The sequence below is a fragment of the Streptomyces atratus genome (assembly GCF_900119365.1).
GTDB classification, from domain to species: Bacteria; Actinomycetota; Actinomycetes; order Streptomycetales; family Streptomycetaceae; genus Streptomyces; species Streptomyces atratus_B.
The window spans coordinates 568,335-591,199 of record NZ_FPJO01000002.1; the positions used below are offsets into that span (position 1 = coordinate 568,335).

The following is a 22,865-nucleotide window of genomic DNA, read 5'->3' on the forward strand; positions in this document are numbered from 1 at the left end:
ATGGTCCGCCGCCGGTCTCGGTCAGGCATCGACCTCGACCAGCCGCCTGCCGTCGGACGTACGCACCTCGAAGTGGTCGATGTCGTCCCGGTCCATGGCCGCACCGCCCTGGACATGGAGGGGGTAACGCGCGCCCTGGTGCGAGGAGTCCTCGACGCCGTATCCCCACTCCGGTACGGACCAGGAGGTGACGACTTCCTCCTCGCCGGTCCTCGACACCGCGATCAGGCTGCATTTCTGCGGGCCCGTGACGTTCCTGAGCTCCAGCACGGCGCTGGTGCCCCAGGGTTTTCTCGCCATGCCGATCGTGGCGTCGACCCCGGTGAGGGGGTCGGTGGCCCGCACTTCTTCCGGCATGCGGTCGGGGAGGGCGTCCTCGGTGGAGCCGGTGGGATACGGGCCGGCCGCCCGCGTCGACGGGCCGTCGTCGCCGCTCGTCATGACCGCGAACACCGGGCCGCCGATGATCAGCGCCACCGCCGCCGCCACCAGATACCCGGAGCGGCGCCTGCGCCGGGCCCGCCCGGCCGCCACCTCGTCGACCAGCCGCTCCAGCACGCGGGGGCCGGGCTGGCCCGGTACGTGCGGGACGAGGCGGGCTGCGGGCACGGCGGCCGGGGGCTCGGCGAGCGTCGCGAGCAGGGGTTCCAGGCCGGCCAGCTCGTCGAGCCGGTCGGCACACAGCTCGCACTCGGCCAGGTGCGCCTCGAAGCCGGCGGCCTCGGCGTCGTCGAGCACACCGAGGAGGTACGCACCCGCGGCGTCGTGCCCGGAGGGGTCGTCGGCGCGGTGGGGGCGGTGGGGGCCGCGGGGACGACGGGGCTCGCCGGGGCTGCGGGGGCGATCAGGGTTGCCGAGGCCGGAGGGGCCAGAGGGGCCGGTCGGCCTGAGGCCGAAGGGCTCCCACTCGTGGTCGTCGTTCATGCCGTGATCCCCCTCTCCTCCAGTGCGAGTTTCATCGAACGCAGTGCGTAGAAGACACGGGACCGCACCGTCCCGCTCGGTATGCCCAGCACATCGGCCGCCTCGCCGACCGTACGGCCCTTGAAGTACGTCTCGACCAGGGCTTCCCGGTGCGCGGGGGTCAGTTCGTCGAGCGCGTCGGAGAGCGTCATCAGCCACAGCGCCCGGTCCATCTCGTCCTCCGCGGGCATGGCCTCCAGCGGCGACGGATCGACCTCGGGCGGCCGGGCCCGCCGGCTGCGGTGGCCGTCGATGACGATGCGCCGGGCGACCGTCACCAGCCAGGGGCGGACCGATCCGGTGGCGCCGCCCAGCCGCCCGGCGTTCTTCCAGGCGCGGATGAGCGTCTCCTGCACCACGTCCTCGGCGCGCTGCCGGTCGCCGGCGACCAGGCGGAGCACGTACGCGAACAGCGGCCCGGCGTGTTCGCGGTAGAGCGCCCGCATCAGCTCCTCGTCCGGGGCCCCGGAGGCCTCCGACCGAGGTGCCGGGGCCGCGGGCACCGGCGCCGACGGGGGTGGCCCACCGCGATGTCGAGCCCTGTGCGGACGGTCATCGGCCACGGCCGCATCCTTGCGCACCCGCACCTCCCGGTCGGCCCTGTGGAGCTCCTCGGTCATCGAATACGCGGGCGGACCGCGATACGTTCAAACCGGCCTCAGGTTTCTTCACGGCACGGTCGCGTCCGGCACCGCGACGGTGCCCGCTACCGACACGGCCGCCACCCGGCGCCGGTGTCTGGCCACCCGCTCGCGATTCCCGCACACCTCGCTGGAGCACCAGCGCCGCCTGTGTCCGCGTGAGGTGTCCAGGTAGAAGCGGCGGCAGTTGTCGGCCTCGCAGCGACGCAGTCCGGCGCGCGCCACGGGGTCGGTGAGGAGCTCCACGACGTCGCGGGCGACCGCGGCCAGCAGCGCCCCGCACTCGGGGTCGGTGCTCAGCTCCCGCACCAGCTTGCCGCCCCTGCCGCGCACGGCCCGCAGCCCCGGTGGCGCCTCGGCGGCGAGCGCGTTGACCCGGTCCAGGGCGCTCCCGGCCCCGCCACCGCCGAGCTCGGCCGTCAGCAGCCGGTCGACACCGGTCCTCAGCTGCCGGAAGCGCGCCACCCAGGTCTCGTCCACGGCGTCGAGCCGGGTGCCGCCCGGTACGAGTCCGGTGGCGACCAGCCAGTCGGCGAGCCGCTCGGCACCGTCGAGCAGTTCACATGCGCCGTTGGTCCCGATCCCCGTCGCCACCAGGTCGAGGCAGGGCCGACCGGAGTCGAACCGCCAGTCGCACGAGCTCTTGCCGGCCGCCATGCGCATGTCACCGCCTCGGGTCACCGGTGGGGTCTCCCCCAGGGTGCCCCTCGCGGGCCCGGCCCGGAACCCCTGCTGCCCCACGGGTCGTCGCACACGGCGGGGCCGTACGGTGTCCGGATGAACGACGATCTCGTCACCGCCACCCTCTCGGCCGGCCCGCTCCTGCTCCGGCCCTGGCTGGCCGAGGACCTCCCGGCGCTGATCGAGGCGTACCGCGATCCCGGGATGCGCGCCATGCTGCGGTCGCAGGTCACGGACGAGGCGGAGGCGGAGCGGTGGCTGCGGGTGCGGCAGGAGGGCCGGGAGTCCGGCAGTTACGTCAGCTTCGCGGTGGTGGACCGTGATCGCGGCGGTGAACTGGTCGGCAACGTTGCACTCAAGTGCCCCGCACCGGGCTCCGGCAGCGCGGAGGTCGGCTACTGGACGGCGGCGCCCGCCCGCGGCCGCGGGGTCGCGCCGCTGGCGCTCGGGGCGCTCGGCGACTGGGCGTTCGAGGCGTTCGCCGGGGACGGGCTGACGCGGCTGGACCTGCTGCACCGGGCGGACAACGAGGCGTCCTGCCGGGTCGCGGAGAAGAGCGGATACGGCTTCGTGGAGGTGCTTCCGGCGCGGCCGCCGTGGCCGCTGGACGGGCACCGGCATGCGCGGCTGCGCACCGGGGATGTGCTGCGTACCCGGGATCTCCTCCCGTAGCCGTCCGTCCCCGGCCGGCCGGTCGCTCAGCCCGTGGGAGGGCCGTCGTGCAGGATCCGCTGGAAGAGCCGGTGGTCGCGCCACTCGCCGTTGATGTGGAGGTAGCGCGGGGCCATCCCGTACTGCTCGAAGCCGCACTTGGCGAGCACCCGCTGCGAGGCGAGGTTGTCCGTCACCGTCCCCGCCTCGACCCGGTGCAGTCCCAGCCCGTCCCTGGCCACCTCGCAGATCCGCTGCACGGCGGCCGTGGCCAGGCCGCGGCCCGCGTACTCGACATCGACCCAGTAGCCGAGCGTGGCGCTGCGGAACGGCCCGAGCACGATGGCGTTCAGGTTGAACCCGCCGACCGCGCGGTCGGCCTCGTCGGCCAGCACCCAGGGCATCCCCCGCCCCGCGTCGCGGTCCGCGAGCAGCCCGGCCAGCCGCTCCTGCTGCCCCTGCTCGGTGTAGAAGAAGTCGGGCCGCACGGGCTCCCAGGGCTGCATGTACGCGCGGCTGCGGGTCAGCGCGACGGCGAGGGAGGCGGCGTCGGCCGGGGTGGCGGGGCGGAGCCGAACCTCCGCGTCGAGGCGGTGGATGTCCTGGGTCATCCCGGCACGCTATCCCGGCGCCGGTCCGGCCCCCGCACCTGCCCCGCGCCCCTCACTGCTCCTCGTGCTCCTGCTTCGCCAGGGCCACCAGCCGGTCGAAGGTGCGGATCAGCTCCGCGCGTCTGTCCTCCTTGTACCCCTGCTTGGGCTCCAGGCCGTCGATGGTCCGCTCCCACACGTCCATGAACGTCTTCTTCCAGCCCTCGGCCACCGCCACCTCCGGCACGCCCGCGCCGACGTGGTTCTGCTCCGCGATCAGGCAGAGCAGCTCGACGTTGCACGGCACGGCGACGCCGTCGTACTCGTCGGGCTCCAGGCCGACCGGGTCGCCGGCCATCGCCTCCTCGATCTCCGAGACGAGCCGTCCCGTGATGCCCGACAGATGGTCCGCGGCCGCGTCACTGTCGAAATTCCCGCTGCCCCAGGTACCCACGGGGCCCCCTTCCGCTGGTCTTCCCCTGCCTCCCCCGTTCTACCAAGGGGCACTGACAACGGAGCGCGGCAGCGGGCTCAGGCGCGGTCCCCGCCGTCCTCCGCCGGGTCCAGCGCCAGCCGGTAGCCGCGTTTGACGACCGTCTGGATGAGACCGGGCACGCCCAGCGCCGTGCGCAGCCTCGCCATGGCCGTCTCCACCGCGTGCTCGTCGGTGCCGCCGCCGGGCAGTGCGCGCAGCAGGTCGGCGCGGGCCACCACCCAGCCCGGCCGGCGGGCCAGGGCGTGCAGCAGTGCCATTCCGGCGGGCTGCACCGGGCGCGGCTCGCCGTCGACGAGCACGGCATGCCCCCGGACCTCGACCCGGTGTCCGGCGACCGGCAACGCGGGGGCCCTGGCGGGGAGTTCCTGGCACAGCAGCTGGACGAGCGGGGCGATCCGGAAGCGTTCCGGCTGGACGGTGTCGATGCCGCGGGCCTGCAGCGGCTGGGCGGTGACCGGTCCCACGCAGGCCACGAGGACGTCGTCGCGCAGCGCGCTCAGGAGTTCCGGGAGCAGCCCGCGTCTCTCGGCCCGGCCGAGCAGCGAGGCGGCGGCCGGGGCGCTGGTGAAGGTGAGCGCGTCCAGGCCGCGGGCCAGGGTGGTGTCGAGCAGCCGGTCGAGCGGGGCGACGTCCTCGGGGTCCGTCCAGCGGTAGACGGGGACGGGGAGGACTTCGGCGCCCGCGGCGCGCAGCGACTCGATGAAGCCGGGGAGGGGTTCGCCGTCCAGTTGGAGGGCGATGCGGCGGCCCGCCACGCCCTCGGCCAGGAGCCGGTCCAGCACCTCGGCCATGGACTCGGAGGCGGGTGACCAGCTCTCGGTCAGTCCGGCGGCCCGGACGGCGCCCTTGACCTTGGGGCCGCGGGCCAGCAGTTCGGCGCCGCGCAGGGCCGCCGGCAGCCGGTCGCCGAGGCCCCAGCCCGCGGCGGCCTCGATCCAGCCGCGGAAGCCGACCGCGGTGGTGGCGACGACCGTGTCGGGGGCGGAATCGATGATTCCCCGGGTGGCGGCGAGGAGTTCGCCGTCGTCCGCGAGCGGCACGATCCGCAGGGCGGGCGCGTGCAGGACCGTGGCGCCCCGTCGTTCCAGCAGCGCGCCGAACTCCTCCGCGCGCCGTGCGGCGGTCACCCCGACGGTGAAGCCCGCGAGGGGCCCGTGCTGTTCGTCCTCGTGCATGTGGTCTTCCCGGCTCTCGTACCGCTGCTGCCCGATGATGCCGAGGGGCGAGCCTGCCAATGATGCGTGACAGGGCTGGTTCACCCGTATTTCCCGCCCGTTACGTCACCCGACACCGGGCGGCCACGATCCGGCCCCGGCGCCGCTGAGCGGCGGCTCCCCGGCACGTGCCCGGCGGGACCCGTTCCGACGAGAAGGTATACGCACGGTGCACGGTCAACCGGACTTCAGCATCAGCGCCGCGTCCGGCCCGGGTAGCCAGCTGCCGCCCGGACGCACCATCCAGCCCTCCTCCGCGCCCAGTTGGTCCGCGGCCGCGCGCAGGGCGTCCAGGCCGGGATGGCGCAGCCCCTTGCGCCAGACCAGCAGGAGCGGCGAGAGCGGCACGGGCCGTACCAGCGGACGCACCACGGTGCCCGGCACCGGAGGGAAGTCGACCACGGCGAGCACCGGGTTCCGGTCCTTGGCCATGACCCGCTGGAATTCGGCCACGCCTATCGCGAGCGGGACGGGCGGCGCCAGTTCGATGCCCCACTCGGCGAAGAGCAGCCGGGCGAAGTCCGTCCACTCCTTCGTGCGCGGGTTCCCGGCGCCCGCGTAGACGGTCTCCCCGGCCAGGTCGTCGAGCGCGACGGCCTCGCGCGGGGCGAGCGGGTGGTCGTCGGGGACCAGCACGGCCATCGGCTCGTACCGCACCGGCTGCATGCCCAGCCGTGCCCGTACCGCGGGGTCGAGTCCGGCGGCGCGGCCGAAGGAGACATCGAGCCGCCCTGCGAGAATCTCGTCCGCCGCCCAGGTCAGGCCGCTCTCGAAGCGCGCCATGAGCTCGCAGGCCGGGGCCAGCTCGCGGGCGCGGGCGAGCACCCGGGCGGCCGCCATGCCGTCGGTGTTGAGGTCGACGAAGAGCGGCCGGGCCGCGGGGTCGGCGAAGGCCGCGGCGAGCTCGGCGTGCGCGTCCAGCACCCGTCGCGCGTGCGGCAGCAGCCGCTCGCCGTCGGCGGTGAGGGAGACCTGCCGGGTGGTCCGTACGAACAGCTCGGCGCCCAGCTCGCGCTCCAGTCGGCGGATGTCGCGGCTCAGTGCCTGCTGGGCGATGTAGAGCCGGGCGGCGGCGCGGGTGAAGTGCAGCTCCTCGGCGACGACGACGAAGGCCCGGAGCAGCCGGGGATCAGTATGGGTATGCGTCTGGGTGCCCGCATCGGCAGCGAAGGAGGCCACCCCCAGAATTTACAACACAGATGCGTTAATCGGTACGGAGAAGGTGTTGGACCCCGTGGGCCGCGCGCCCCGAGGCTTGATCCATGCCGTACGAGAGAACTCCCGCCACCGGCCCCATGCTCGCCGTCTCCGGTGACCTGCTGGTCATCGCCCCGCGCACCGCGCCCGCCCGGCGGGCGTCCACCAACCCGTACCGCAGGCTGCTCGCCACCCCGGGCGCCCGCGCCTTCACCGCCGGTAATCTCCTCGCCCGGCTTCCCATGGGGATGTTCAGCGTCAGCGCGGTCATCATGATCGCCGGCTCGCGCGGCTCGTACGCCCTGGCCGGCGCCGTCACCGCGACCGGCCTCGCCGCCACGGCGGTGGTCGCCCCCTGGACGGCCCGGCTCGTCGACCGGTACGGACAGGCCAGGGTCGCGGTGCCCGCCACCGCGATCGCCGCGCTCGGCTCGCTGGCCCTGCTGCTCTGTGTGCACTACGGAGCCCCGTCCTGGACCCTCTTCGCCTCCTACGCCGCCACCGCCACCACCCCCAATACGGGCGGGATGTCCCGGGCCCGCTGGGCCCATCTGCACCGGGGCGACCCGGCCGCCCTGCACACCGCGAACTCCTTCGAACAGGCCGCGGACGAACTCTGTTTCATGCTCGGCCCGGCTCTCGCCGCGCTGCTGTGCGCGGCGCTCTTCCCGGAGGCCGGAACGCTCGTCGGGGCGGTCCTGCTGATGACCGGCGTACTGATCTTCGCCGCCCAGCGCGCCACCGAACCCCCCGTGGCCCCCCGCACCCACGCGAGCACCCCGCTCCGCACCCCGGGCATGCCGGCTCTGCTCGCCGCCTTCCTCGCCACCGGCGCGGTCTTCGGCGCGATGGAGGTCGTCACGATCGCCCACGCCGGGGGCGCGATCCTGGCACTCCAGGCGGCCGGCTCGTGCGTGGCCGGACTGCTGTACGGATCGCTGCGCCCGGCCGCGGACATCCGGCGTCGACTGCTGATCTGCCTGGCGGGGATGACGACACTGATGTCCCTGCCGCTCCTCGCCGCCGCCTCGACCGATTCCCTGCTCGCCCTCGCCGGCGCACTCCTGCTGGCCGGCGCGGCGACGGCCCCGACCATGGTGACCGGGATGACCCTGGTGCAACGCCTCACCCCGGAGAGCCAGTTGAACGAGGGCATGACACTGGCCGTGACGGCACTGCTGGGCGGCATCGCGGCGGGTTCGGCGACCGGCGGCTGGATGGTGGAGCACACCGGACAGGTGACGGGCTACGTCGTACCGGTCTGCGCGGCGGCACTGGCACTGACCGTCGCGACCATCGGGGTCCGGGTCCCCCGGGGGCGGTGACCCACGTGCGCGCTCACGCCGACCAACCGTGCGGTGCCCCACCGCCGTCGGCCCACCACGCAGTCGAACACGCATGAGATCACCCCGGACGGTGTCGCCGACATCCGTGCTTGACCAGGACATCGACCGGCAGGGCCTCGGACGCACGCAGGGGCGCCCGAGGCCGGTGCGCGGGAGTCAGCCCCTGGTGGGGGCGTAGTAGTTGCCGAGCATGTCGGCGACCCACCGGGGCTGGTGGACCTTGCCCCGGGGGCCCATCTCCTCGAACCAGGGCTTCACCTCGATGACCGGGGTCCCGTCCACGGCATCGAGGTCCTCGACATGGAGGTCAAGGCCGTCCACCTCGACCAGACGGCAGCGGGAGACGCCGAGCCAGTTGAGGCGGCGCATGTTGCGGTGGCCGACGAAGCCGACTTCGGGCCAGTCGGGGTTGTCCCGGGGACGGCGGGCGCGAAGGGGGAGATCGGCAGGGTCGGTCAGATGGAAGCGGAAGACCACGTCGAGGTGGGAGAACTCTTCCAGTCCCTTCGTGGCCTCCACGGGAAAGCGGCTGTCCAGGCGAATGATCGCTCGGGTGCCGCCCCAGTAGTCGTCGGTCGGCTCGGTGCGGCCTCCGACGACCTGCCCCAGAGCCTCGACCTCGAACTTCTCTGCCATCAGGTTCCTTTCGGAGTCAGGCTGTGGCGGCCAGGTAGGCCGTGGCCCGAGTGTGCACGGTGGTGACGGATCGGATGCCGCGCCGCACGCCATCGTCGGCGAAGGTGCCGTTGAGGTAGCCGGCGACTTCAGTGGTGAGGTAACGGACCACGGCCGTGCGGGCGCGACCCCCGCCGTGTCCCTGGTCCATGGTGGAGAGCAGGGCCGCCATTTCGCGAGCGGCGTGGCGATCGCCCAGACCGACGGAGCGCCCCAAGATCCGCCGTTCGTTGCCCCGATCGGCCGCGATCTGGACTTGCGCTGAGGAGAACATCATCAGAACCCTCGATTCCAAGCGCGCTCATCTCGGCCGGAAGAGATCGAACGCCTCTCCAGTCTCTTGCCACCCTCGGCGTCTGCCGGTGGCCCACATGACCAAGCCAGCGAGAGCGGTTCCAGCAACGGTAGCGACGCCATCCGGAAGGCCTATCAGGGAAGCTCCCGCAGTCACCGCAACGATGCCGCCAACCATCAGAATCGTTCGCCGGCCCTCACGGTGCCGAACAGGCATCAGCTCTTCAAGGTCACTAATTGGCAGCAGAGCGGCCAACTGTCCCTTGGAGTATCGGTCAGCGATCGTGAGGAGCATGTCCGCCAAACGTTCCAGGGCTTCATCCCGGTCGGGCCCGTCAAGCCGGAGCGCCTCCTTCCTGATCGCAGCTGCGACCAGATCGGCATGGTTTCGTAGCGCGTCCCTCCTATACCCCTTCGACCGGTCTGCACGCCTGGGCCACCGCCTCCATGCGTGCAGCACGGCAAGCTCAGCGCTCACCAGAGTCCTTTCGAGCAAGTCGGCCGCCGACGGCCCCCACGGAGTCCTTTGCGTCCGTAGACAACGGCGCATTGATGCGCTCCGAGCACAAGGATCGCCGTCGTCCGGAACCTGCGCTCCAAACTCGCCGTCCAAACCAGCGTCTTGCCCCAGCGCTGCAACGGATGAGTCCAGGCCGGCGGGTCCAGCTCGCGTCGGACCTTGGCATTCGGGAGTCCGCGGAAGAGGACGTAGAGCACGGCGATCATGAAGCCCCAACGCAAAGCCAGGCCTTTGATAAATCCCAGCATGGCCCCTGGGTCATCCAGCGCTCCCGACGACTTGGTCTTCAACCATGAGCCAACAACGAAGAGTGTGTTCACCGAGAGGGGTATGCGGGCTGAAGGACTGTCCGGATAATCCGTGATCGCCAACAAAGCGAAAAACCAAATGCCGATTGCGACTATGAGGCTCCATTTCCGGAATGGACGCCACAGCATGCGGCTGTAGACCCACGCCTGCACACCTTCTGCTGCCGCTCCAGGAAGTTGCCAATCGGACCTCATGGCACTGAGCGAACCAGCTACTTCTGCCAGCGTTTCACGGCTATGGCGCTGACGCTCGCCGTCGAAGGCGCGGCGGGCCCTTGCAACCTCGTCCCGCAGACGGGTCACTCGAGCCTGGATACGTGTGATCACATTTGCAGAGGATGTCACCTACCGCCAGACGGGCGCGGCGGTTTCGGTCAGCCGACCTCCGCCCCTGGGGCACGATCACAACATCCCCCGTCTTCCTTTCGGCCACAAAGCCTTCCCCCCTATAACCAATGGTCCTGACAGGACAGAGTGGCGTTGCCCCAAGCCTTCGGCACTGGGGATACGGCCAACTTCGACATTGACGTGGCCTCGCGCATCGGCTCGCTGGCTGGGTGGGCTCCGCACAAGATCTCGCAATCGGCTCGACGCGGGAGGCGGCCGTGATCGAAGGCTCCCGTCTGCACTCGGCCTCGGTGCAGCTGGAGCGGGCCATGACCGTCCGTGGGCGAGCCGCCGAGCAGTGGGTGGGCTGATGGGCCCCGACCGGTTACGGATCGACTGCGAAGTAGCTGCGGCAATCGAGTGGTGGCCCGCCGTCGCGGCCAGGTTCGTGCTGCTCGGGCTGATCGGCGAGCACGAGATCCTCGACGACCCGCACCATCGCAGCGTCGCCGCAACTGGCTCGGCATCTCCCGCTGCCGCCTGGTCGAAGTGGACGGCCTTGACCTCCACGTCGAAGACCTCGACGCCGTGGACGGCACCCCGGTCATCGAAGCGAAGCCCTGGTTCAAGGAGATGGCCCCCGGGGCGAGGCCCACCGGCCCCGATGGGCCAGCGACATACTCGGCAGCTACTACGCCCCCGCCAAGAGCCGACCGCCTCACTGTCGGCCTCGGGCGCCTCCTCGCACGCCCGAGGCCATGCCTACGATTCCGTGGAGCTATGGTCAGGCACGGATGTCGGCGACACCGTCCGGGGTGATCTCATGCGCGATCACGGCTCCGGGTTCGGGCACGACAGGGAGCGCCTTGTCCTCGAAGTGAGCCTTGGCGTACCCGATCGCCTCGCCCTGCCGAGTGGCGCTGCCGAAGTAGAGCAGGAGCGGGTGAAGCTGATACTTGCCCCGCCCGGTCTTCCACAGGAAGTTCCGAGCCATCAGGTGCCCTATGGCCACGTTGATCGTAGGCCTCTTGACACCGAGCATCCGGGCCAACTGATCCTGGGTGACCGCGATCTCGCCGTGGCGGTTGATATGGACGTACTGGCCTTGCTCATCCTTCTCGGCCAGCAGCCCAACGATTGTCCAGAACAAATCTTTGGAGAGGCTGGGCAGGTTGTACCTGGGGAATCGAGTGATGAAGCCCAACGACACCACGACATGCATGGGCTCGGTCTGATTCTCGAACACGTCTTCCATGGGATCAGTCGCCAGCATTCTGTACGGACCCCTCTTCCTGATCGTGACGTCCACGTCTTCGCCGGGGCGGATGACCCTCTCGGCCTCTTCCGCGAGCTTCTCGAGGCTCTGAGGCACTCGCACCCGACGTCGGCGTGCTGCGTCCCGGCGCGCACTGACCATGCACACACCCTACAAGCAGTGTCAGGGTTTCACTGACATTTACCCCGCTTACGTCAGGACGGCGCAAACGCAAGCCCTCCCGACAGGCCAGCCACCCGAGACGCTCACGCGCCCTGCCACTCCAGAAGAGAAGTGTTATGTAATTCCTAACGTTACGCAGTAGTAATGTTCGGGTTTCCCTGACACATCGACGTCAAAATCGCAGGTCGGGGAGGCGCCCCCTTCTTTAGACGAACAGTAACCCGGTGACGCGCTTCGGAGGCAGGATCGCAGCGCCAGGGCCACGATCGGCGCCGCAGTGCTCGGCGGACACCCACTCAGCCCTCGACTTCGCGACCGCGCCGTTCCCGCTCGTCCCTCTTCGACAGCAACCTCAGAAAGGCAACCCCCACGGACCTCACGGCCGACAACAGTGCGGCGGAGGCTACATCAGCCGCCTCCGGGCGTTCCCCGATGAGCGGGAGCGTCGCACCCGGACCCGGCCCACAGGCCCCCTCGGGGCCGAGGACACGGAAGCCGGGTTCGACTGCGTGGCGGGCCGACGGCAGTGGGGCACCGCGCGGCTGACCGGCATGGCCGCGCGAAGGGAGACCGAAGAAACGGGAGCGAACGCTGAACCCGGGTGGTTCGCCCTACCGTTCTCCGGGCGGCGGCGTGCAAAGCCGCGCTACCCGCCGCATGTCGACGGGTACCGTCCCAGTACGCGACTACGAGGACGGAGCACAGTATGCCCACGCCCACTGGCGTCGGAACAGGGGCACGGATCGCCGCGTACCGGCGCCTGCACCGCCTGACGCAGAAGCAACTCGCCAGCAAAGCAGCCGTCTCCTACTCACTCCTGGTCAAGGTCGAACAGGGCCGCCGTCCCGCCAGCAGCTCGTTCATCGCCGCCGTGGCACGGGCCATGGGCGTGTCCGTCACCACCTTCACCGGTCAGCCCTACGCATCGGACCACGCACACGACCGGCTCGACGGCCCCCTGACCGACCTGCGTGCCGCGCTCGACAATTACGACTTCCCGCTGGACGAACTCCCCGTACGCCCCCTGCCGCGAATCACCGCCGACGTGAACGCCGTGCTCCTCGCACGCAGGGGGGCGAACTTCGGGCGGATCATCGCCATGGCACCCCCGCTCATCGATGAACTGGTCCAGATTTCCCAGACCGCGCAGGGCCGGTCGGCCGAGGAGGCACACCGGCTTCTCGCGCACGTGTACCGGTCCGCCTACGACGTCGCCTACGGGCTCGGCCTGTCGGATCTGGTGTCGCTCCTGCTGTCGCGCATGGACTACTCCGCCCAACGCGCAGGTGATCCCTACCTGATGAGCCTGTACGGCTACATGCGCGCCTACTCGACCTTCGCCACCGGACGGCACGAGGTCGGGCGGAAGATCATCTCCAAGGCGCGCGAAACCGTTGACCCTGGCGTGCGCGCCGGCGAACTACCCGCCCTCTGCTCCGCCGGGAATTTGCACCTGCGGGCGGCAATGCTGGCCACCCGGCAAGGCGACATCGACTCCGCCCGGGACGAACTGGCCGAAGCGCGCCGCCTGGCCGAGCAGTTGGGCCGCGAGGTCGTCGGCGGGGCCCGGGACGGGGCGCACATCCAGTCGTTCGGGCCGACCAACGTGGCAATCCACGCGGCGGCGGTGGAGATGGAGCGGGGTAACCATGGAAAGTCGCTCCAACTGGCCAAGCTGGTGCAGCCCCCGGCGGACTACTTCCCGGACCGACTGGGACACTTCTGGATCGACACCGCCCGCTCCCAGCTCTGGACCGGCAGGACCGACGCGGCCCTCGCTTCCCTGCTGAAAGCACGGAAGGTGGCACCGCAGCAGGCCAAGTACCATCCGTCCGTCCGCGAAACCGCCACCGGCCTGGTACGCGCAGCCCGCCGCACCCCTGACGCCCTCATCGGCTACGCCTCCTGGTGCGGCGCCCAGCCCTAGAGTCGTTCCGGCGAGAAACTTCCGCGCCCAGCCGCGCCAGCCGGCACAGCTCGAAAGCCATGCCTCCGCCCCGGCCGTCACACACCGCCCTGGGACTGTCACAACTTGTGTCAGTTCCGGGGCGTTGCTGCGCGTTCACTGAATGTCCGCAGCAGTCATCGCCCTTCGGGCCCCGACAGAAATGGTCAGCGGGACCCGCAGACCACGGAGATCGGCATGAGCACCCAGTCCGACTATTTCGAGGATCCGCTTTCGATCCGCGCCCCCGGCACGAACCTGCCCGGCGGCCATCCGTCCACCGGACTACTCGCGCGGGCTCAGCGCGGCTGGAACACCTTCCTGGCTCGCACCGAGCCGCTGCCGGGCGAGGACGAAGAGATCGAGCGCGGCCGGTGCGACAACGAAAGTGCTGAGCGGTGATCGCCATGCCCGAAGCATCACCGACCTCGACCGACATGGGCCGAGACGTGGACCTGGCGCTCGCCCTCGCACAGGGGCGACCGACCGGGCCGGCTGCCGACGAGGTGCGCAAGCGGCTCCGCTCCCACATCTGGCTGCTCGTCGACCCGGCCGAGGAGTACGCGAAGGACCTGGCCGACTCCCGGGCCCGGGACATCGCGACCGCCACCGTGGACCACGCCCGTGGCCTGCTCCGCGACCAGGGCGGCGACCCGGCCGCCATGCTCCGACTGCTGGGCAAGGCGGTCTACCACCTGATGAGGTACGCCTCCCAAGTCCAACGACACGGACAGCAGCAGTGAGCGGCAAGTTGCAGCACGCGCGACCGTCCCCGAGACAGTGCTCCGGACCGATCGCCGACGGCGTACGCCACCGACCGCGTCCTCACATCAGCGCTCGAAGCCGCCGCACACGCCCTGCTCCCTCGACTTCAGCCGGGCGAGGAAACATCTCGCTGCACGCAGTGAGGCCCGCCCGCGTGGCAGCTGAAGGCCGACGGGCTGGCCCCTGCCTTCGGCCTCCGGCTGCTTGCCAAGAGCTCCGAGCACGTCGCCCGCTGCGCCGCCAGGGCACGGGCGACCTGACTCGGGCCGCTGACGCCTCGCGGCAACAGCGGAACCCGTCCGATCACTTCCCTCTGGAGAAGGAGAAAAGCCGATGCGCAAGCTGATCGCCACCGAGAACACCCGGAGCAAGCCCACCGAGGACGATGAGGAGGAGGCCGCGCTGGTCGACATCGGCGACGCCGCCGTGCTGACCGAAGGTCAGGGCAGTGGCCACAGCGAGGACAAGCGCCGCGCCTACAACTGCTGACCGGTCCGGCAGGCATGGTGGTGCGGGCCCGGCATGCCCAGCCCGCACCACCTGCCCCACCCGCCTCTGGAGGAAATCCGTGGCCCTCGGCGGCTTCAGCACGACAGGGGACGAATGCCCCCTACCTCTCGGTGCAGAACTGATCGCCCCGACATCGTCCGCATGGCGGCTCGGCACTACCCCCGTCCGCACACTGACCGCCGACGGCGGCGCCCGCCGGGTGCATCTCCTCGGTTGGTGCGGCGCCACCGACGCGCATATGTCCGCCCTGGTCAATCGCCCCGTCCCCACCGACGTGGCGTGGCGCTGGCCAGGAAACTACGCGGTCGTTGAAGAGAACTCCGACAACGTCGTGCTGCACACCGACCCGGTGTCAGCCTTCCCCTTGTACTGCGTGCCCTGGCGGTCGGGCTGGGCGTGGTCCACCTCCGCCCGGCTGCTCGCCGCCCTAGCCGGTTCCGGCCCGGATGCTCAGCGGCTGGCTTGCGCGGTCTTGACCCCGTCGGTCCCGGCGCTGGCTGCTGGGCGCAGCTTCTTCACGAACGTGGAGCAGGTGGCGCCCGGCTGCCGCACCGAGCTGCCGCGCATCGGTACGGCTCCCCGCCGCATCAACCTTTGGCGGCCGGACCCCGAGGTGTCACGGCTCGCCCACCGACACCTGCGGCACACCCTCGCGGGATCCGTCACCTTGCGGACCGAGGCCGACCCGAGGCTCTCCAGCGACCTGTCCGGCGGCCTGGACTCCACCTCCGTCGCTGTCCTCGCCGCCGACTCCCTGCCTGCCCCGCACCGGTTGAACGCCGTCACCATCCACCCCGAGGGCAACCACGGCGGAGCCGATCTCCGCTACGCCCGGCTAACCGCCGCGTCCAACGGCCGGATCGTGCACCACCTGCTCCCCATGAACGCCCGACACCTGCCCTACACGTTCATCACCTCCGTGCCGCCCACCGACGAGCCCGCCCCATCGACCTTGACCCAGGCCAGGCTGCGCGGACAGTTCCGGTGGATGCGCGACCACCTCGGCACCCGGACCCATCTGACCGGCGACGGAGGGGACAGCGTCCTCTTCCAGCCCGCGGCGCACCTCGCCGACCTCATCCGCCACCGACACCTCGGGCGGGCGGCAAGCGAAGCGTTCGGCTGGGCGCGCCTGCGCCGCACCCCCGTGACGTCGCTCCTGCGGGATGCCGTCGCCATGGCACGCACAGGCCGCCACGCAGCCCTCACCGGCCTCGCCGGGCACCTGGTCGGGCAGAACATCGGCAACCGGAGCGGCGGGCACTGGTTCCCGTTGCTGCCGCTGCCGGACTGGGCAGAACCGGCCGCCGTCCGGTGCGTCGTCGACGCCTTCCGGGAGGCAGCCACGCACCCCGATCCGCTGGCTGGGCTGGACGCATCCGTACGGATCGCCATGGACGAGATCCGGGAGGTGGCCCGGACAGCGGTGGCCGACGCCGAACTCGCGGCGAGCTGCGGCGTCGACCTCCACAACCCCTTCCTGGACCCCACCGTCGTGAATGCAGTGCTCACCAACCCGCTGGAGCGCCGACCGGCCGTTCACGCGTACAAGCCGCTCCTCGTCCGTGCTGTCGGGGACCTGCTGCCACCCGAAGTGGCCGCCCGCACCACGAAGGGCGGCTTCGACGCCGACCACTACGCGGGGATGCGCGCCAATCTAGACGACCTGGCGGTGCTGACTGACGGCCATCTCGTCGGGCTCGGTCTCATCGAGCCCCGACGTCTGCGGAGTCAGCTGCGCCGGGCCGCGGCCGGAATCCCCATGTCACTCGCCACGTTCGAGCAGGCCCTGACCGCCGAGGCGTGGCTCGTCGCCCATCACCGGGAACCGGCCCCCGCCTGGACCACCCAGCCCGTACGGAGCGCCCCGTGACCAGTCTCCCCTCCCACGCCACCGCGCCCGGCCACGTGCGCGCCGTGGACTTCGGGCACGTCCTGGTCCTGATCGACTACCGCACCGGCCGCGTCCACTGCCTGCTCCCCGAGGCCGGGGCGGGGTGGCGGGCAGCGGCCGCCACCGGGTGCCTGGACCCGATTCCGCCCACCGCGGCACGGCGGCTCCTCGCCTCCAGGCTCCTGATCCCCACACCGGCGCCGAACCCGTGGACACCCCCCGTGGTCGCGCCCGCGCCCGAAGCGAGCTGGGGCAGCACCGAGCACCCCGCCGGCCTCGCCCGGCCACCGCGTGGTCCCACCGCCGCCGCCTCATGGGCCCTGGCGGCGGTGTTCGCCGTCAAGCGGGCAGGCCCGGCGCCGACCGGAATGCACCGCCTCACCGCGGTCCTACGGTCCACCGTGTCAACCTGTCTCCGCCCCGCCACCCCGGCCCAGGCCATCCGGGCCGTCGAGGCTGTCCGCCGGGCCGGATGGCGCTCCCCAGGGCGTACGGCCTGCTTGGAGGAATCCGCCGCCGCCGTACTCCTCCTCGCCGCCCGGCGGCTCGCCGTCACCTGGTGCCATGGTGTCGCCGCCGACCCGGTACGCCTGCACGCCTGGGTGCAGACTTGGGACGGGACCACAGCAGCGGAACCCGACTCGACGCGGGCATACACGCCCGTCATCACGATCGGAGACCCTCATCACCAGCCCTGACCCGATCCTCTGGATCAGCACCGGCACCTGTGCCCTCGGCCCCTACCGGCCCGACCTCGTGGAGACGTACTGGCGGTGGGAACAGGACCCCTCGCTCCTGGTCGGGTACGGCAGGCAGAGCCCGGAGTCGCTGGAGGCCCGTACCGACGGCATGGCCCACCAGTTGCGCGGCGAGAACATCAGGTTCACGGTCTACGACCTGACGGGCGGCGCCCCGGTACCGGCCGGAGTGACCACGTTGCTCCCCGACCACGGCGTGCGGACGGCCGAGTTCGTCATCATGCTCGCCCCTGAGGCACGTGGGCGGGGGCTGGGCCGCGAAGCCACCCGGCTTACCCTCGACTACGCCTTCCATGTGACCAACCTGCGCATGGTGTGGCTCAAGGTCCTCGCCCCCAACGTCGCGGGCGTCAACGCCTACTTGAAGGCGGGGTTCCAGAAGGCCGGGACACTACGCCAGTCCGGGTACTGGCTCGGCGAAGTCTGCGACGAGATCGTCATGGACGCGATCGGATCGGAGTTCAGCGGGCCGTCTGCCGTGAAGAACCTGCTCACCCCGTAGGCCGGGCAGACGACCGGGGCCCGGGCATGAAAAAGCCTCTGCCCTGCGAATGCTTCGCAGGGCAGAGGCTCACATGGGAATTGTGGAGATGGCGGGAATCGAACCCGCGTCCAACGGTGCAGAATCAGGGCTTCTCCGTGTGCAGTTCGCTGCGCTTTTCTCAGCCCCGGAGATCACGCGAACAAGTCTCCGACGGGCTCAGCCACTGTTTGATTTCCTTCCAGGCCCCGTGACCGGGTCTAGAAGTTTAGATCCCTTGATGATGCCAGGATCCGGGTCGGGATCACCCCCGGGCTGACACTTCGCAAGTCGCTACTTAGGCAGCGAGGGCGAAGGAATCGCGCTTGGTGTTGGCGATTATTGGTTGCGACATATGGTTTACGAGATCATTGCCGCTTCCTCGACACGCTTCCCCTGCTTCGACATCCGCTGTCGAAACCGATCATCCCCATGTTTTGTTTTCAATACATGCACCCGCTGTGGAGTGCAGTGCCATCGTACGTGACCAACGCGCGACGATGCCAGCCTATTCCTGCCGACGCCCGGCGGAGCCGGGCCGGGCACGGTCCTACGCGCTCCGCTGGCGCCTGCGCGCCGCCGAGATCGCGCGGTTGGTCTCCCTCGTGTCCTGCTTCTCGCGGAGGGTCTGGCGCTTGTCGTACTCCTTCTTGCCCTTGGCGAGCGCGATCTCGACCTTGACCCGGCCGTCCTTGAAGTAGAGCGCGAGCGGCACGATCGTGTGGCCCGTCTCGCCCGACTTCGACTCCAGCTTGTCGATCTCGGCCCGGTGCATCAGCAGCTTGCGCTTCCGCTTGGCCGAGTGGTTGGTCCAGGTCCCCTGCACGTACTCGGGCACATGGATGTTGTGCAGCCATGCCTCGCCGCCGTCGATCTGGACGAAGCCGTCCACCAGGGAGGCCCGGCCCAGCCGGAGCGACTTGACCTCGGTACCCATGAGTACGAGGCCGCACTCGTAGGTGTCGAGGATGTGGTAGTCGTGCCGCGCCTTCTTGTTCTGCGCGATGAGCTTGCGCCCTGTGTCCTTTTCCTTAGCCATAGTGCGGCCATTTTCGCACTACGACCCACCCCCGAGGCCACTCAATACTGTCTCGGCCCGCTGCTCGGCCCCGGAGCCGACCGTGAGGTCCGGGGTGATGCCCCGGCCGTCGACGCCCCTGCCCGCCGGGGTGCGGTAGTGGCCGACGGTCAGCTCGGCCACCGAGCCGCCCGGGAGCTTGCTGGGCATCTGGACCGAACCCTTGCCGAAGGTCCGCGAGCCGACGGTGACGGCCCGGCCCCGGTCCTGGAGGGCGCCGGTGAGGAGCTCGGCGGCGCTCATCGTGCCGCCGTCGACCAGGACGACGAGGGGGCGGTCGGTGTCGCCGCCCGGCTGTGCGTACAGGGCGCGCTGCTTGCCGTGGACGTCGTAAGTGGCGACCAGGCCGCCGTCCAGGAAGGCGGAGGCGGCGGTGACGGCCTCGGTGACCAGTCCGCCGGAGTTGCCGCGGAGGTCGAGGAGCACTCCGGCGTCCGACGGTGCGTCCCGGACCGCGTCGCGGACCTTGGTGCCCGAGCCCCTGGTGAACGAGTCGACCTCGATCAGGACGGCCCCGGAGGAGTCGGCAGGGCCGGAGGAGTCGGCACGGGGGTGGTCGACACGCCGCACGGTCACGGCCTCGGTGGTCAGTCTGGCCCGGCGCAGCGTCTCGGTCCGCAGGCCGGTGCCGCGCTCGATCCCCAGGACGACGGTGGTGCCCGCGGCGGCCTCCGTACGGTCTCCGCGCAGCAGGGCGACGACCTCCGCGACGGGGCGTCTGTCGACCCGGTGGCCGTCGATCGTACGGAGCAGGTCGCCGGGCTCGATGCCGGCCCGGTCGGCGGGGCCGCCGGGCTGGACCCGGGCCACCTCGACCTGCCCGTCGGCGGAGCGCTTCGCGGAGATCCCGACGCCGGTGTACGAGCCGTCCAGGGCCTGCTCGAACTCCTCGTACTGCCGCTCGTCGTACACCGCGCCCCAGCGGTCGCCGCTGCGGCTGACGACCTCCTCGGCCGCCTCCTTGCCGGACTTGCCGTCGGCCACGGCGCGGGCGGCGGCGTCGGCCACCTCGTCGCGGTCGACGGTGGAGGCCACGGAACGGGTCGCGAACTCCTCGGACTTCGCGCTGCCGCGCGGCAGCGAACCGGTGACCGCCCCGGTGGCCAGCACGCCCGCGAAAACCAATGTCAGGGCCGCCCCGCGGCGCACGCCGCGGGGCCCGAAACGCTGCGTGGGGCCCGACATGCCGCCGAGTCTAGGACAACACCCCCTGGGCGCACGGCCGGTTGGCCGTGCGCCCAGGGGGCGCATGTCACACCTTGAGGTACTTGCGGAGCGCGAAGAGCGCGGCAACGGCGGGCATCAGCAGGCCGATTGCCAGGACCAGGGGCAGCTTGGTGAAGACCGCGTCCCAGCCGATGAAGTCGATCAGGTTCAGCTTGCTCTGGAGTTCCAGTCCGCCGTCGATCAGGAAGTACCGGCCGGCCAGCAGCATCACGCAGGCCAGGACGCCGCCGATGAGACCGGCGAACGCGGCCTCCATGATGAACGGCATCTGGATGTAGAAGCCGGAGGCGCCGACGAGCCGCATGATGCCCGTCTCGCGCCGTCGGCTGAACGCGGACACCCGGACGGTGTTCACGATCAGCATCAGCGCGATGACCAGCATCAGCGCCATCACGAAGAGGGCAGCCACGTTCATGCCGTTCATCAGCTGGAAGAGGTTGTCCAGGATGCTTCTCTGGTCCTGGACGGACTGCACCCCGTCCCGGCCGGCGAAGGCGGTGGCGACGACCTTGTACTTCTTCGGGTCGTGGAGCTTGACCCGGAACGACTCCTGCATCTGGTCCGGCGTGATGTTGCTCGCCATGGGCGAGTCGCCGAACTGGTCCTGGTAGTGCTTGTACGCCTGGTCGGCGGACTCGTACGTGACCGTGTCGACGACGTCCATCTTGTGGAGGTCGCCCTCGATCTCCTTCTTCTGCTCCGCGGTGACAGCGCCCTTGGCGCACTTGGGCGTCGAGGTCACATCGCTCTTGCTGCAGAGGAAGATCGAGACGTTGACCTTGTCGTACCAGTAGTCCTTCATCGTGCTGACCTGCTCGCGCATGAGCAGCGCGCCGCCGAACAGGGCGAGCGAGAGGGCGACGGAGACGACGACGGCGAAGGTCATCGTGAGGTTGCGACGGAGGCCGACGCCGATCTCCGACAGGACGAACTGGGCGCGCATGGCGTCCTTTCAGTGCTCGATGCTCAGTGCTGGTAGCCGTAGACGCCGCGGGCCTGGTCGCGTACGAGACGGCCCTGCTCCAGCTCGATGACGCGCTTGCGCATCTGGTCGACGATGTTCTGGTCGTGGGTCGCCATGATCACGGTGGTGCCGGTCCGGTTGATCCGGTCCAGCAGCTTCATGATGCCGACGGAGGTCTGCGGGTCGAGGTTGCCGGTCGGCTCGTCCGCGATCAGCAGCATGGGACGGTTCACGAACGCCCGCGCGATCGCCACGCGCTGCTGCTCACCACCGGAGAGCTCACCGGGCATCCGGTCCTCCTTGCCGCCGAGGCCGACCAGGTCGAGAACCTGGGGCACCGCCTTGCGGATCTCGCCGCGCGGCTTGCCGATGACCTCCTGCGCGAACGCCACGTTCTCCGCAACGGTCTTGTTGGGGAGGAGCCTGAAGTCCTGGAACACCGTGCCCAGCTGGCGGCGCATGTGCGGCACCTTCCAGTTGGACAGGCGCGCGAGGTCCTTGCCCAGGACGTGGACCGCGCCCTGACTTGCGCGCTCCTCGCGGAGGATGAGTCGCATGAAGGTGGACTTGCCGGAGCCGGATGAGCCCACCAGGAAGACGAACTCGCCCTTCTCGATATCGAGAGACACATCCCGTAGAGCGGGACGGCTCTGCTTCGGGTAGGTCTTGGAGACGTTGTCGAATCGGATCACGGATGCACCACGGTCGGCCGGGAGTAGGTGTGCGTGACCATACGCGAACCGGACTGACGCGTGCAGGCGCGCGTCCGAGGATGGGCGATTTATGGCGGAACGGCACCGGCCGGAAGCGGGGCCCGAAGCATGACGGAACGGGTGATGTCCGGCGGGCCGCGCCGAAATCCGCGCGAGCTGGCACAGTAGTAGGGGGAACAGTTGCGTTTCCATGAGCGTTGTGCGGAGAGAAAGCGTATGCGGCTCCGCCGCGCGGGAGGAGGAAAGCGCATGACCTATGACCGATTGGTGTGCGCGAACTGCGCGGCACCCGTCAACGAGGGCCGCTGCCCCGTGTGCCGGGCCAGCCGTGCGCGGCTGCAGCAGGAACAGGAGCAGGGAATGTTCGCCGGGCTGAACCCGGCGATGCTGGTGGCCCTGCTGGTGGTGCTGCTGGGCGCGCTGGCACTGCTGGCGCACCAGACCGTGTAGCCGCCCGCCCAGCCTGCCGGCCCGCAGACGCCGGTACGTGTACGCGGAGGGGCCCGGGATGCCGATCGGCGTCCCGGGCCCCTCTGTGCGCATCTGTGAATCCGTTTGGCTGTTCAGCCGTTACCGCGGGTGACCCTTAGACCGACCGGCAATTGGGGGGTGGGTGAAGGAGCGGGGCTGGGTGCGTGCAGCTGCAAGGCGGAGGATTGAGGCAACGCGGAGCGTTGTTGATTGACGACAACGCGGCAGATGTGCGTGCCCAGCCCCGCGACGCCGCCCCCCTATTGCCGGTCGGTCTTAGGCGACCGTACGGCCGTTCACGAGGCGCGGCAGGATCCGGAAGCCGATGCCTCCGGCGATCATCGTCGCGGCGCCGACCAGCAGGAACGTGGTCTCGGCGGCACCGGTCTCGGCGAGCTCGTCCTTGCCCTTGCCCTGCTCGACCGGCTGGTTGCCGACGGAGTCGGGGGTGGTGTTGTCCGCGCACTTCGCGCCGTCGAGGTCGACGGTGCAGGTGCCGGCGTCGTCGCCGCCGGTCACGGAGCCGGTGGTGCCGCCGTTGCCGGTGGTGCCGCCGTTGTCCGTGCCGCCGTTGCCGGTGGTGCCGCCGTTGCCGGTGGTGCCGCCGTTGTCCGTGCCGCCGTTGCCGGTGGTGCCGCCGTTGCCGGTGGTGCCGCCGTTGCCGGTGGTGCCGCCGTTG

The 22,865-nt window shown here is 70.5% G+C and carries 27 protein-coding genes and 1 other RNA gene; 11 read left to right on the plus strand and 17 right to left on the minus strand.

Going from position 1 to position 22,865, the window contains the following annotated elements; genetic code table 11:
- Positions 1 to 21: 21 nt before the first annotated feature.
- The 3 genes from BT364_RS06745 to BT364_RS06755 all read right to left on the minus strand — a co-directional run bounded on the left by BT364_RS06745 (position 22) and on the right by BT364_RS06755 (position 2,261).
- Positions 22 to 924 carry a zf-HC2 domain-containing protein gene (locus BT364_RS06745; RefSeq protein ID WP_072484147.1) on the minus strand — a complete coding sequence of 301 codons (903 nt, stop codon included), beginning with the start codon at positions 922 to 924 and terminating at the stop codon, positions 22 to 24.
- Positions 921 to 1,544, minus strand: coding sequence for a sigma-70 family RNA polymerase sigma factor (locus BT364_RS06750; protein WP_072484220.1), 624 nt, complete (start codon positions 1,542 to 1,544; stop codon positions 921 to 923). The genes BT364_RS06745 and BT364_RS06750 overlap by 4 nt, the downstream gene beginning before the upstream one ends.
- 87 nt (positions 1,545 to 1,631) lie before the next feature.
- Entirely contained in the window at positions 1,632 to 2,261 is a 630-nt protein-coding gene (locus BT364_RS06755) for a CGNR zinc finger domain-containing protein (protein ID WP_072484221.1), read from the minus strand.
- Positions 2,262 to 2,381: 120 nt separating this feature from the next.
- Here BT364_RS06755 and BT364_RS06760 point away from each other — a divergent pair, with 120 nt between their 5' ends.
- Positions 2,382 to 2,957 carry a GNAT family N-acetyltransferase gene (locus tag BT364_RS06760; protein WP_072484148.1) on the plus strand — a complete coding sequence of 192 codons (576 nt, stop codon included), beginning with the start codon at positions 2,382 to 2,384 and terminating at the stop codon, positions 2,955 to 2,957.
- A gap of 26 nt (positions 2,958 to 2,983) precedes the next feature.
- Here the strand turns inward: BT364_RS06760 and BT364_RS06765 are convergent, their stop codons facing one another.
- The 4 genes from BT364_RS06765 to BT364_RS06780 form a co-directional block, all read right to left on the minus strand.
- Positions 2,984 to 3,547 carry a GNAT family N-acetyltransferase gene (locus BT364_RS06765; protein WP_072484149.1) on the minus strand — a complete coding sequence of 188 codons (564 nt, stop codon included), beginning with the start codon at positions 3,545 to 3,547 and terminating at the stop codon, positions 2,984 to 2,986.
- 52 nt (positions 3,548 to 3,599) lie between these two features.
- Positions 3,600 to 3,980: a DUF4259 domain-containing protein gene (locus BT364_RS06770; RefSeq protein WP_072484150.1), complete on the minus strand. Its 381-nt coding sequence runs from the start codon at positions 3,978 to 3,980 to the stop codon at positions 3,600 to 3,602.
- Positions 3,981 to 4,057: 77 nt separating this feature from the next.
- On the minus strand, positions 4,058 to 5,197 hold the full coding sequence (locus BT364_RS06775; protein ID WP_072484222.1) for a uroporphyrinogen-III synthase: 1,140 nt from the start codon (positions 5,195 to 5,197) through the stop codon (positions 4,058 to 4,060).
- Between the two features lie 216 nt (positions 5,198 to 5,413).
- The gene (locus BT364_RS06780; RefSeq protein WP_072484151.1) at positions 5,414 to 6,415 is read right to left on the minus strand and encodes a LysR family transcriptional regulator; all 1,002 of its coding nucleotides are present in this window, start codon (positions 6,413 to 6,415) and stop codon (positions 5,414 to 5,416) included.
- 83 nt (positions 6,416 to 6,498) lie between these two features.
- Between BT364_RS06780 and BT364_RS06785 the strand changes: the two genes are divergently transcribed.
- On the plus strand, positions 6,499 to 7,758 hold the full coding sequence (locus tag BT364_RS06785; protein WP_177328036.1) for an MFS transporter: 1,260 nt from the start codon (positions 6,499 to 6,501) through the stop codon (positions 7,756 to 7,758).
- A gap of 177 nt (positions 7,759 to 7,935) precedes the next feature.
- On the opposite strand, the gene BT364_RS06790 is transcribed toward BT364_RS06785, so the two are convergent.
- The 3 genes from BT364_RS06790 to BT364_RS40895 form a co-directional block, all read right to left on the minus strand.
- Entirely contained in the window at positions 7,936 to 8,415 is a 480-nt protein-coding gene (locus tag BT364_RS06790; protein ID WP_072484152.1) for a TrmO family methyltransferase domain-containing protein, read from the minus strand.
- Positions 8,416 to 8,431: 16 nt separating this feature from the next.
- Positions 8,432 to 8,728 carry a hypothetical protein gene (locus tag BT364_RS06795; RefSeq protein WP_143166456.1) on the minus strand — a complete coding sequence of 99 codons (297 nt, stop codon included), beginning with the start codon at positions 8,726 to 8,728 and terminating at the stop codon, positions 8,432 to 8,434.
- Positions 8,729 to 9,222: 494 nt separating this feature from the next.
- A complete protein-coding gene (locus BT364_RS40895; protein ID WP_143166457.1) occupies positions 9,223 to 9,903 on the minus strand; it encodes a hypothetical protein in 681 nt (226 codons plus the stop codon).
- Between the two features lie 549 nt (positions 9,904 to 10,452).
- Here BT364_RS40895 and BT364_RS42580 point away from each other — a divergent pair.
- Positions 10,453 to 10,722 (plus strand): SAM-dependent methyltransferase, encoded by a 270-nt coding sequence (locus BT364_RS42580; RefSeq protein ID WP_256259608.1) that lies wholly within the window; start codon positions 10,453 to 10,455, stop codon positions 10,720 to 10,722.
- On the opposite strand, the gene BT364_RS06810 is transcribed toward BT364_RS42580, so the two are convergent.
- The gene (locus BT364_RS06810; protein WP_143166458.1) at positions 10,688 to 11,320 is read right to left on the minus strand and encodes a hypothetical protein; all 633 of its coding nucleotides are present in this window, start codon (positions 11,318 to 11,320) and stop codon (positions 10,688 to 10,690) included. The genes BT364_RS42580 and BT364_RS06810 overlap by 35 nt on opposite strands.
- A 727-nt stretch (positions 11,321 to 12,047) precedes the next feature.
- On the opposite strand from BT364_RS06810, the gene BT364_RS06815 reads away from it, so the two are divergent.
- The 7 genes from BT364_RS06815 to BT364_RS06840 all read left to right on the plus strand — a co-directional run bounded on the left by BT364_RS06815 (position 12,048) and on the right by BT364_RS06840 (position 17,715).
- Positions 12,048 to 13,268, plus strand: coding sequence for a helix-turn-helix domain-containing protein (locus tag BT364_RS06815; RefSeq protein ID WP_072484157.1), 1,221 nt, complete (start codon positions 12,048 to 12,050; stop codon positions 13,266 to 13,268).
- Positions 13,269 to 13,484: 216 nt separating this feature from the next.
- Positions 13,485 to 13,688, plus strand: a complete 204-nt coding sequence (locus BT364_RS06820; protein ID WP_072484158.1) for a hypothetical protein — start codon at positions 13,485 to 13,487, stop codon at positions 13,686 to 13,688.
- Between the two features lie 5 nt (positions 13,689 to 13,693).
- Positions 13,694 to 14,029 (plus strand): DUF6415 family natural product biosynthesis protein, encoded by a 336-nt coding sequence (locus BT364_RS06825; protein ID WP_143166459.1) that lies wholly within the window; start codon positions 13,694 to 13,696, stop codon positions 14,027 to 14,029.
- A gap of 355 nt (positions 14,030 to 14,384) precedes the next feature.
- The gene (locus BT364_RS39855; protein WP_107408175.1) at positions 14,385 to 14,540 is read left to right on the plus strand and encodes an albusnodin family lasso peptide; all 156 of its coding nucleotides are present in this window, start codon (positions 14,385 to 14,387) and stop codon (positions 14,538 to 14,540) included.
- Between the two features lie 79 nt (positions 14,541 to 14,619).
- Positions 14,620 to 16,434 (plus strand): albusnodin/ikarugamycin family macrolactam cyclase, encoded by a 1,815-nt coding sequence (locus BT364_RS06830; protein WP_072484160.1) that lies wholly within the window; start codon positions 14,620 to 14,622, stop codon positions 16,432 to 16,434.
- Positions 16,431 to 17,153 carry a lasso peptide biosynthesis B2 protein gene (locus BT364_RS06835; RefSeq protein WP_072484161.1) on the plus strand — a complete coding sequence of 241 codons (723 nt, stop codon included), beginning with the start codon at positions 16,431 to 16,433 and terminating at the stop codon, positions 17,151 to 17,153. The genes BT364_RS06830 and BT364_RS06835 overlap by 4 nt, the downstream gene beginning before the upstream one ends.
- Before the next feature lie 4 nt (positions 17,154 to 17,157).
- On the plus strand, positions 17,158 to 17,715 hold the full coding sequence (locus tag BT364_RS06840; RefSeq protein WP_072484224.1) for a GNAT family N-acetyltransferase: 558 nt from the start codon (positions 17,158 to 17,160) through the stop codon (positions 17,713 to 17,715).
- An 80-nt stretch (positions 17,716 to 17,795) separates the two neighbouring features.
- Here BT364_RS06840 and ssrA read toward each other — a convergent pair.
- The 5 genes from ssrA to ftsE all read right to left on the minus strand — a co-directional run bounded on the left by ssrA (position 17,796) and on the right by ftsE (position 21,694).
- Positions 17,796 to 18,165, minus strand: a transfer-messenger RNA (tmRNA) gene (ssrA, locus tag BT364_RS06845).
- Between the two features lie 118 nt (positions 18,166 to 18,283).
- A complete protein-coding gene (gene smpB / locus BT364_RS06850) occupies positions 18,284 to 18,772 on the minus strand; it encodes an SsrA-binding protein SmpB (protein ID WP_072484162.1) in 489 nt (162 codons plus the stop codon).
- Between the two features lie 18 nt (positions 18,773 to 18,790).
- Positions 18,791 to 19,996: a S41 family peptidase gene (locus BT364_RS06855; protein WP_072484163.1), complete on the minus strand. Its 1,206-nt coding sequence runs from the start codon at positions 19,994 to 19,996 to the stop codon at positions 18,791 to 18,793.
- 67 nt (positions 19,997 to 20,063) lie between these two features.
- The gene (gene ftsX / locus BT364_RS06860) at positions 20,064 to 20,981 is read right to left on the minus strand and encodes a permease-like cell division protein FtsX (RefSeq protein WP_072484164.1); all 918 of its coding nucleotides are present in this window, start codon (positions 20,979 to 20,981) and stop codon (positions 20,064 to 20,066) included.
- Between the two features lie 23 nt (positions 20,982 to 21,004).
- Entirely contained in the window at positions 21,005 to 21,694 is a 690-nt protein-coding gene (gene ftsE / locus BT364_RS06865) for a cell division ATP-binding protein FtsE (protein WP_072484165.1), read from the minus strand.
- Positions 21,695 to 21,964: 270 nt separating this feature from the next.
- Here ftsE and BT364_RS06870 point away from each other — a divergent pair, with 270 nt between their 5' ends.
- Positions 21,965 to 22,165 carry a hypothetical protein gene (locus tag BT364_RS06870; RefSeq protein WP_072484166.1) on the plus strand — a complete coding sequence of 67 codons (201 nt, stop codon included), beginning with the start codon at positions 21,965 to 21,967 and terminating at the stop codon, positions 22,163 to 22,165.
- 297 nt (positions 22,166 to 22,462) lie between these two features.
- On the opposite strand, the gene BT364_RS06875 is transcribed toward BT364_RS06870, so the two are convergent.
- Positions 22,463 to 22,865: LPXTG cell wall anchor domain-containing protein (locus BT364_RS06875; protein ID WP_177328038.1), on the minus strand; the 403-nt coding region annotated here is incomplete at its 5' end.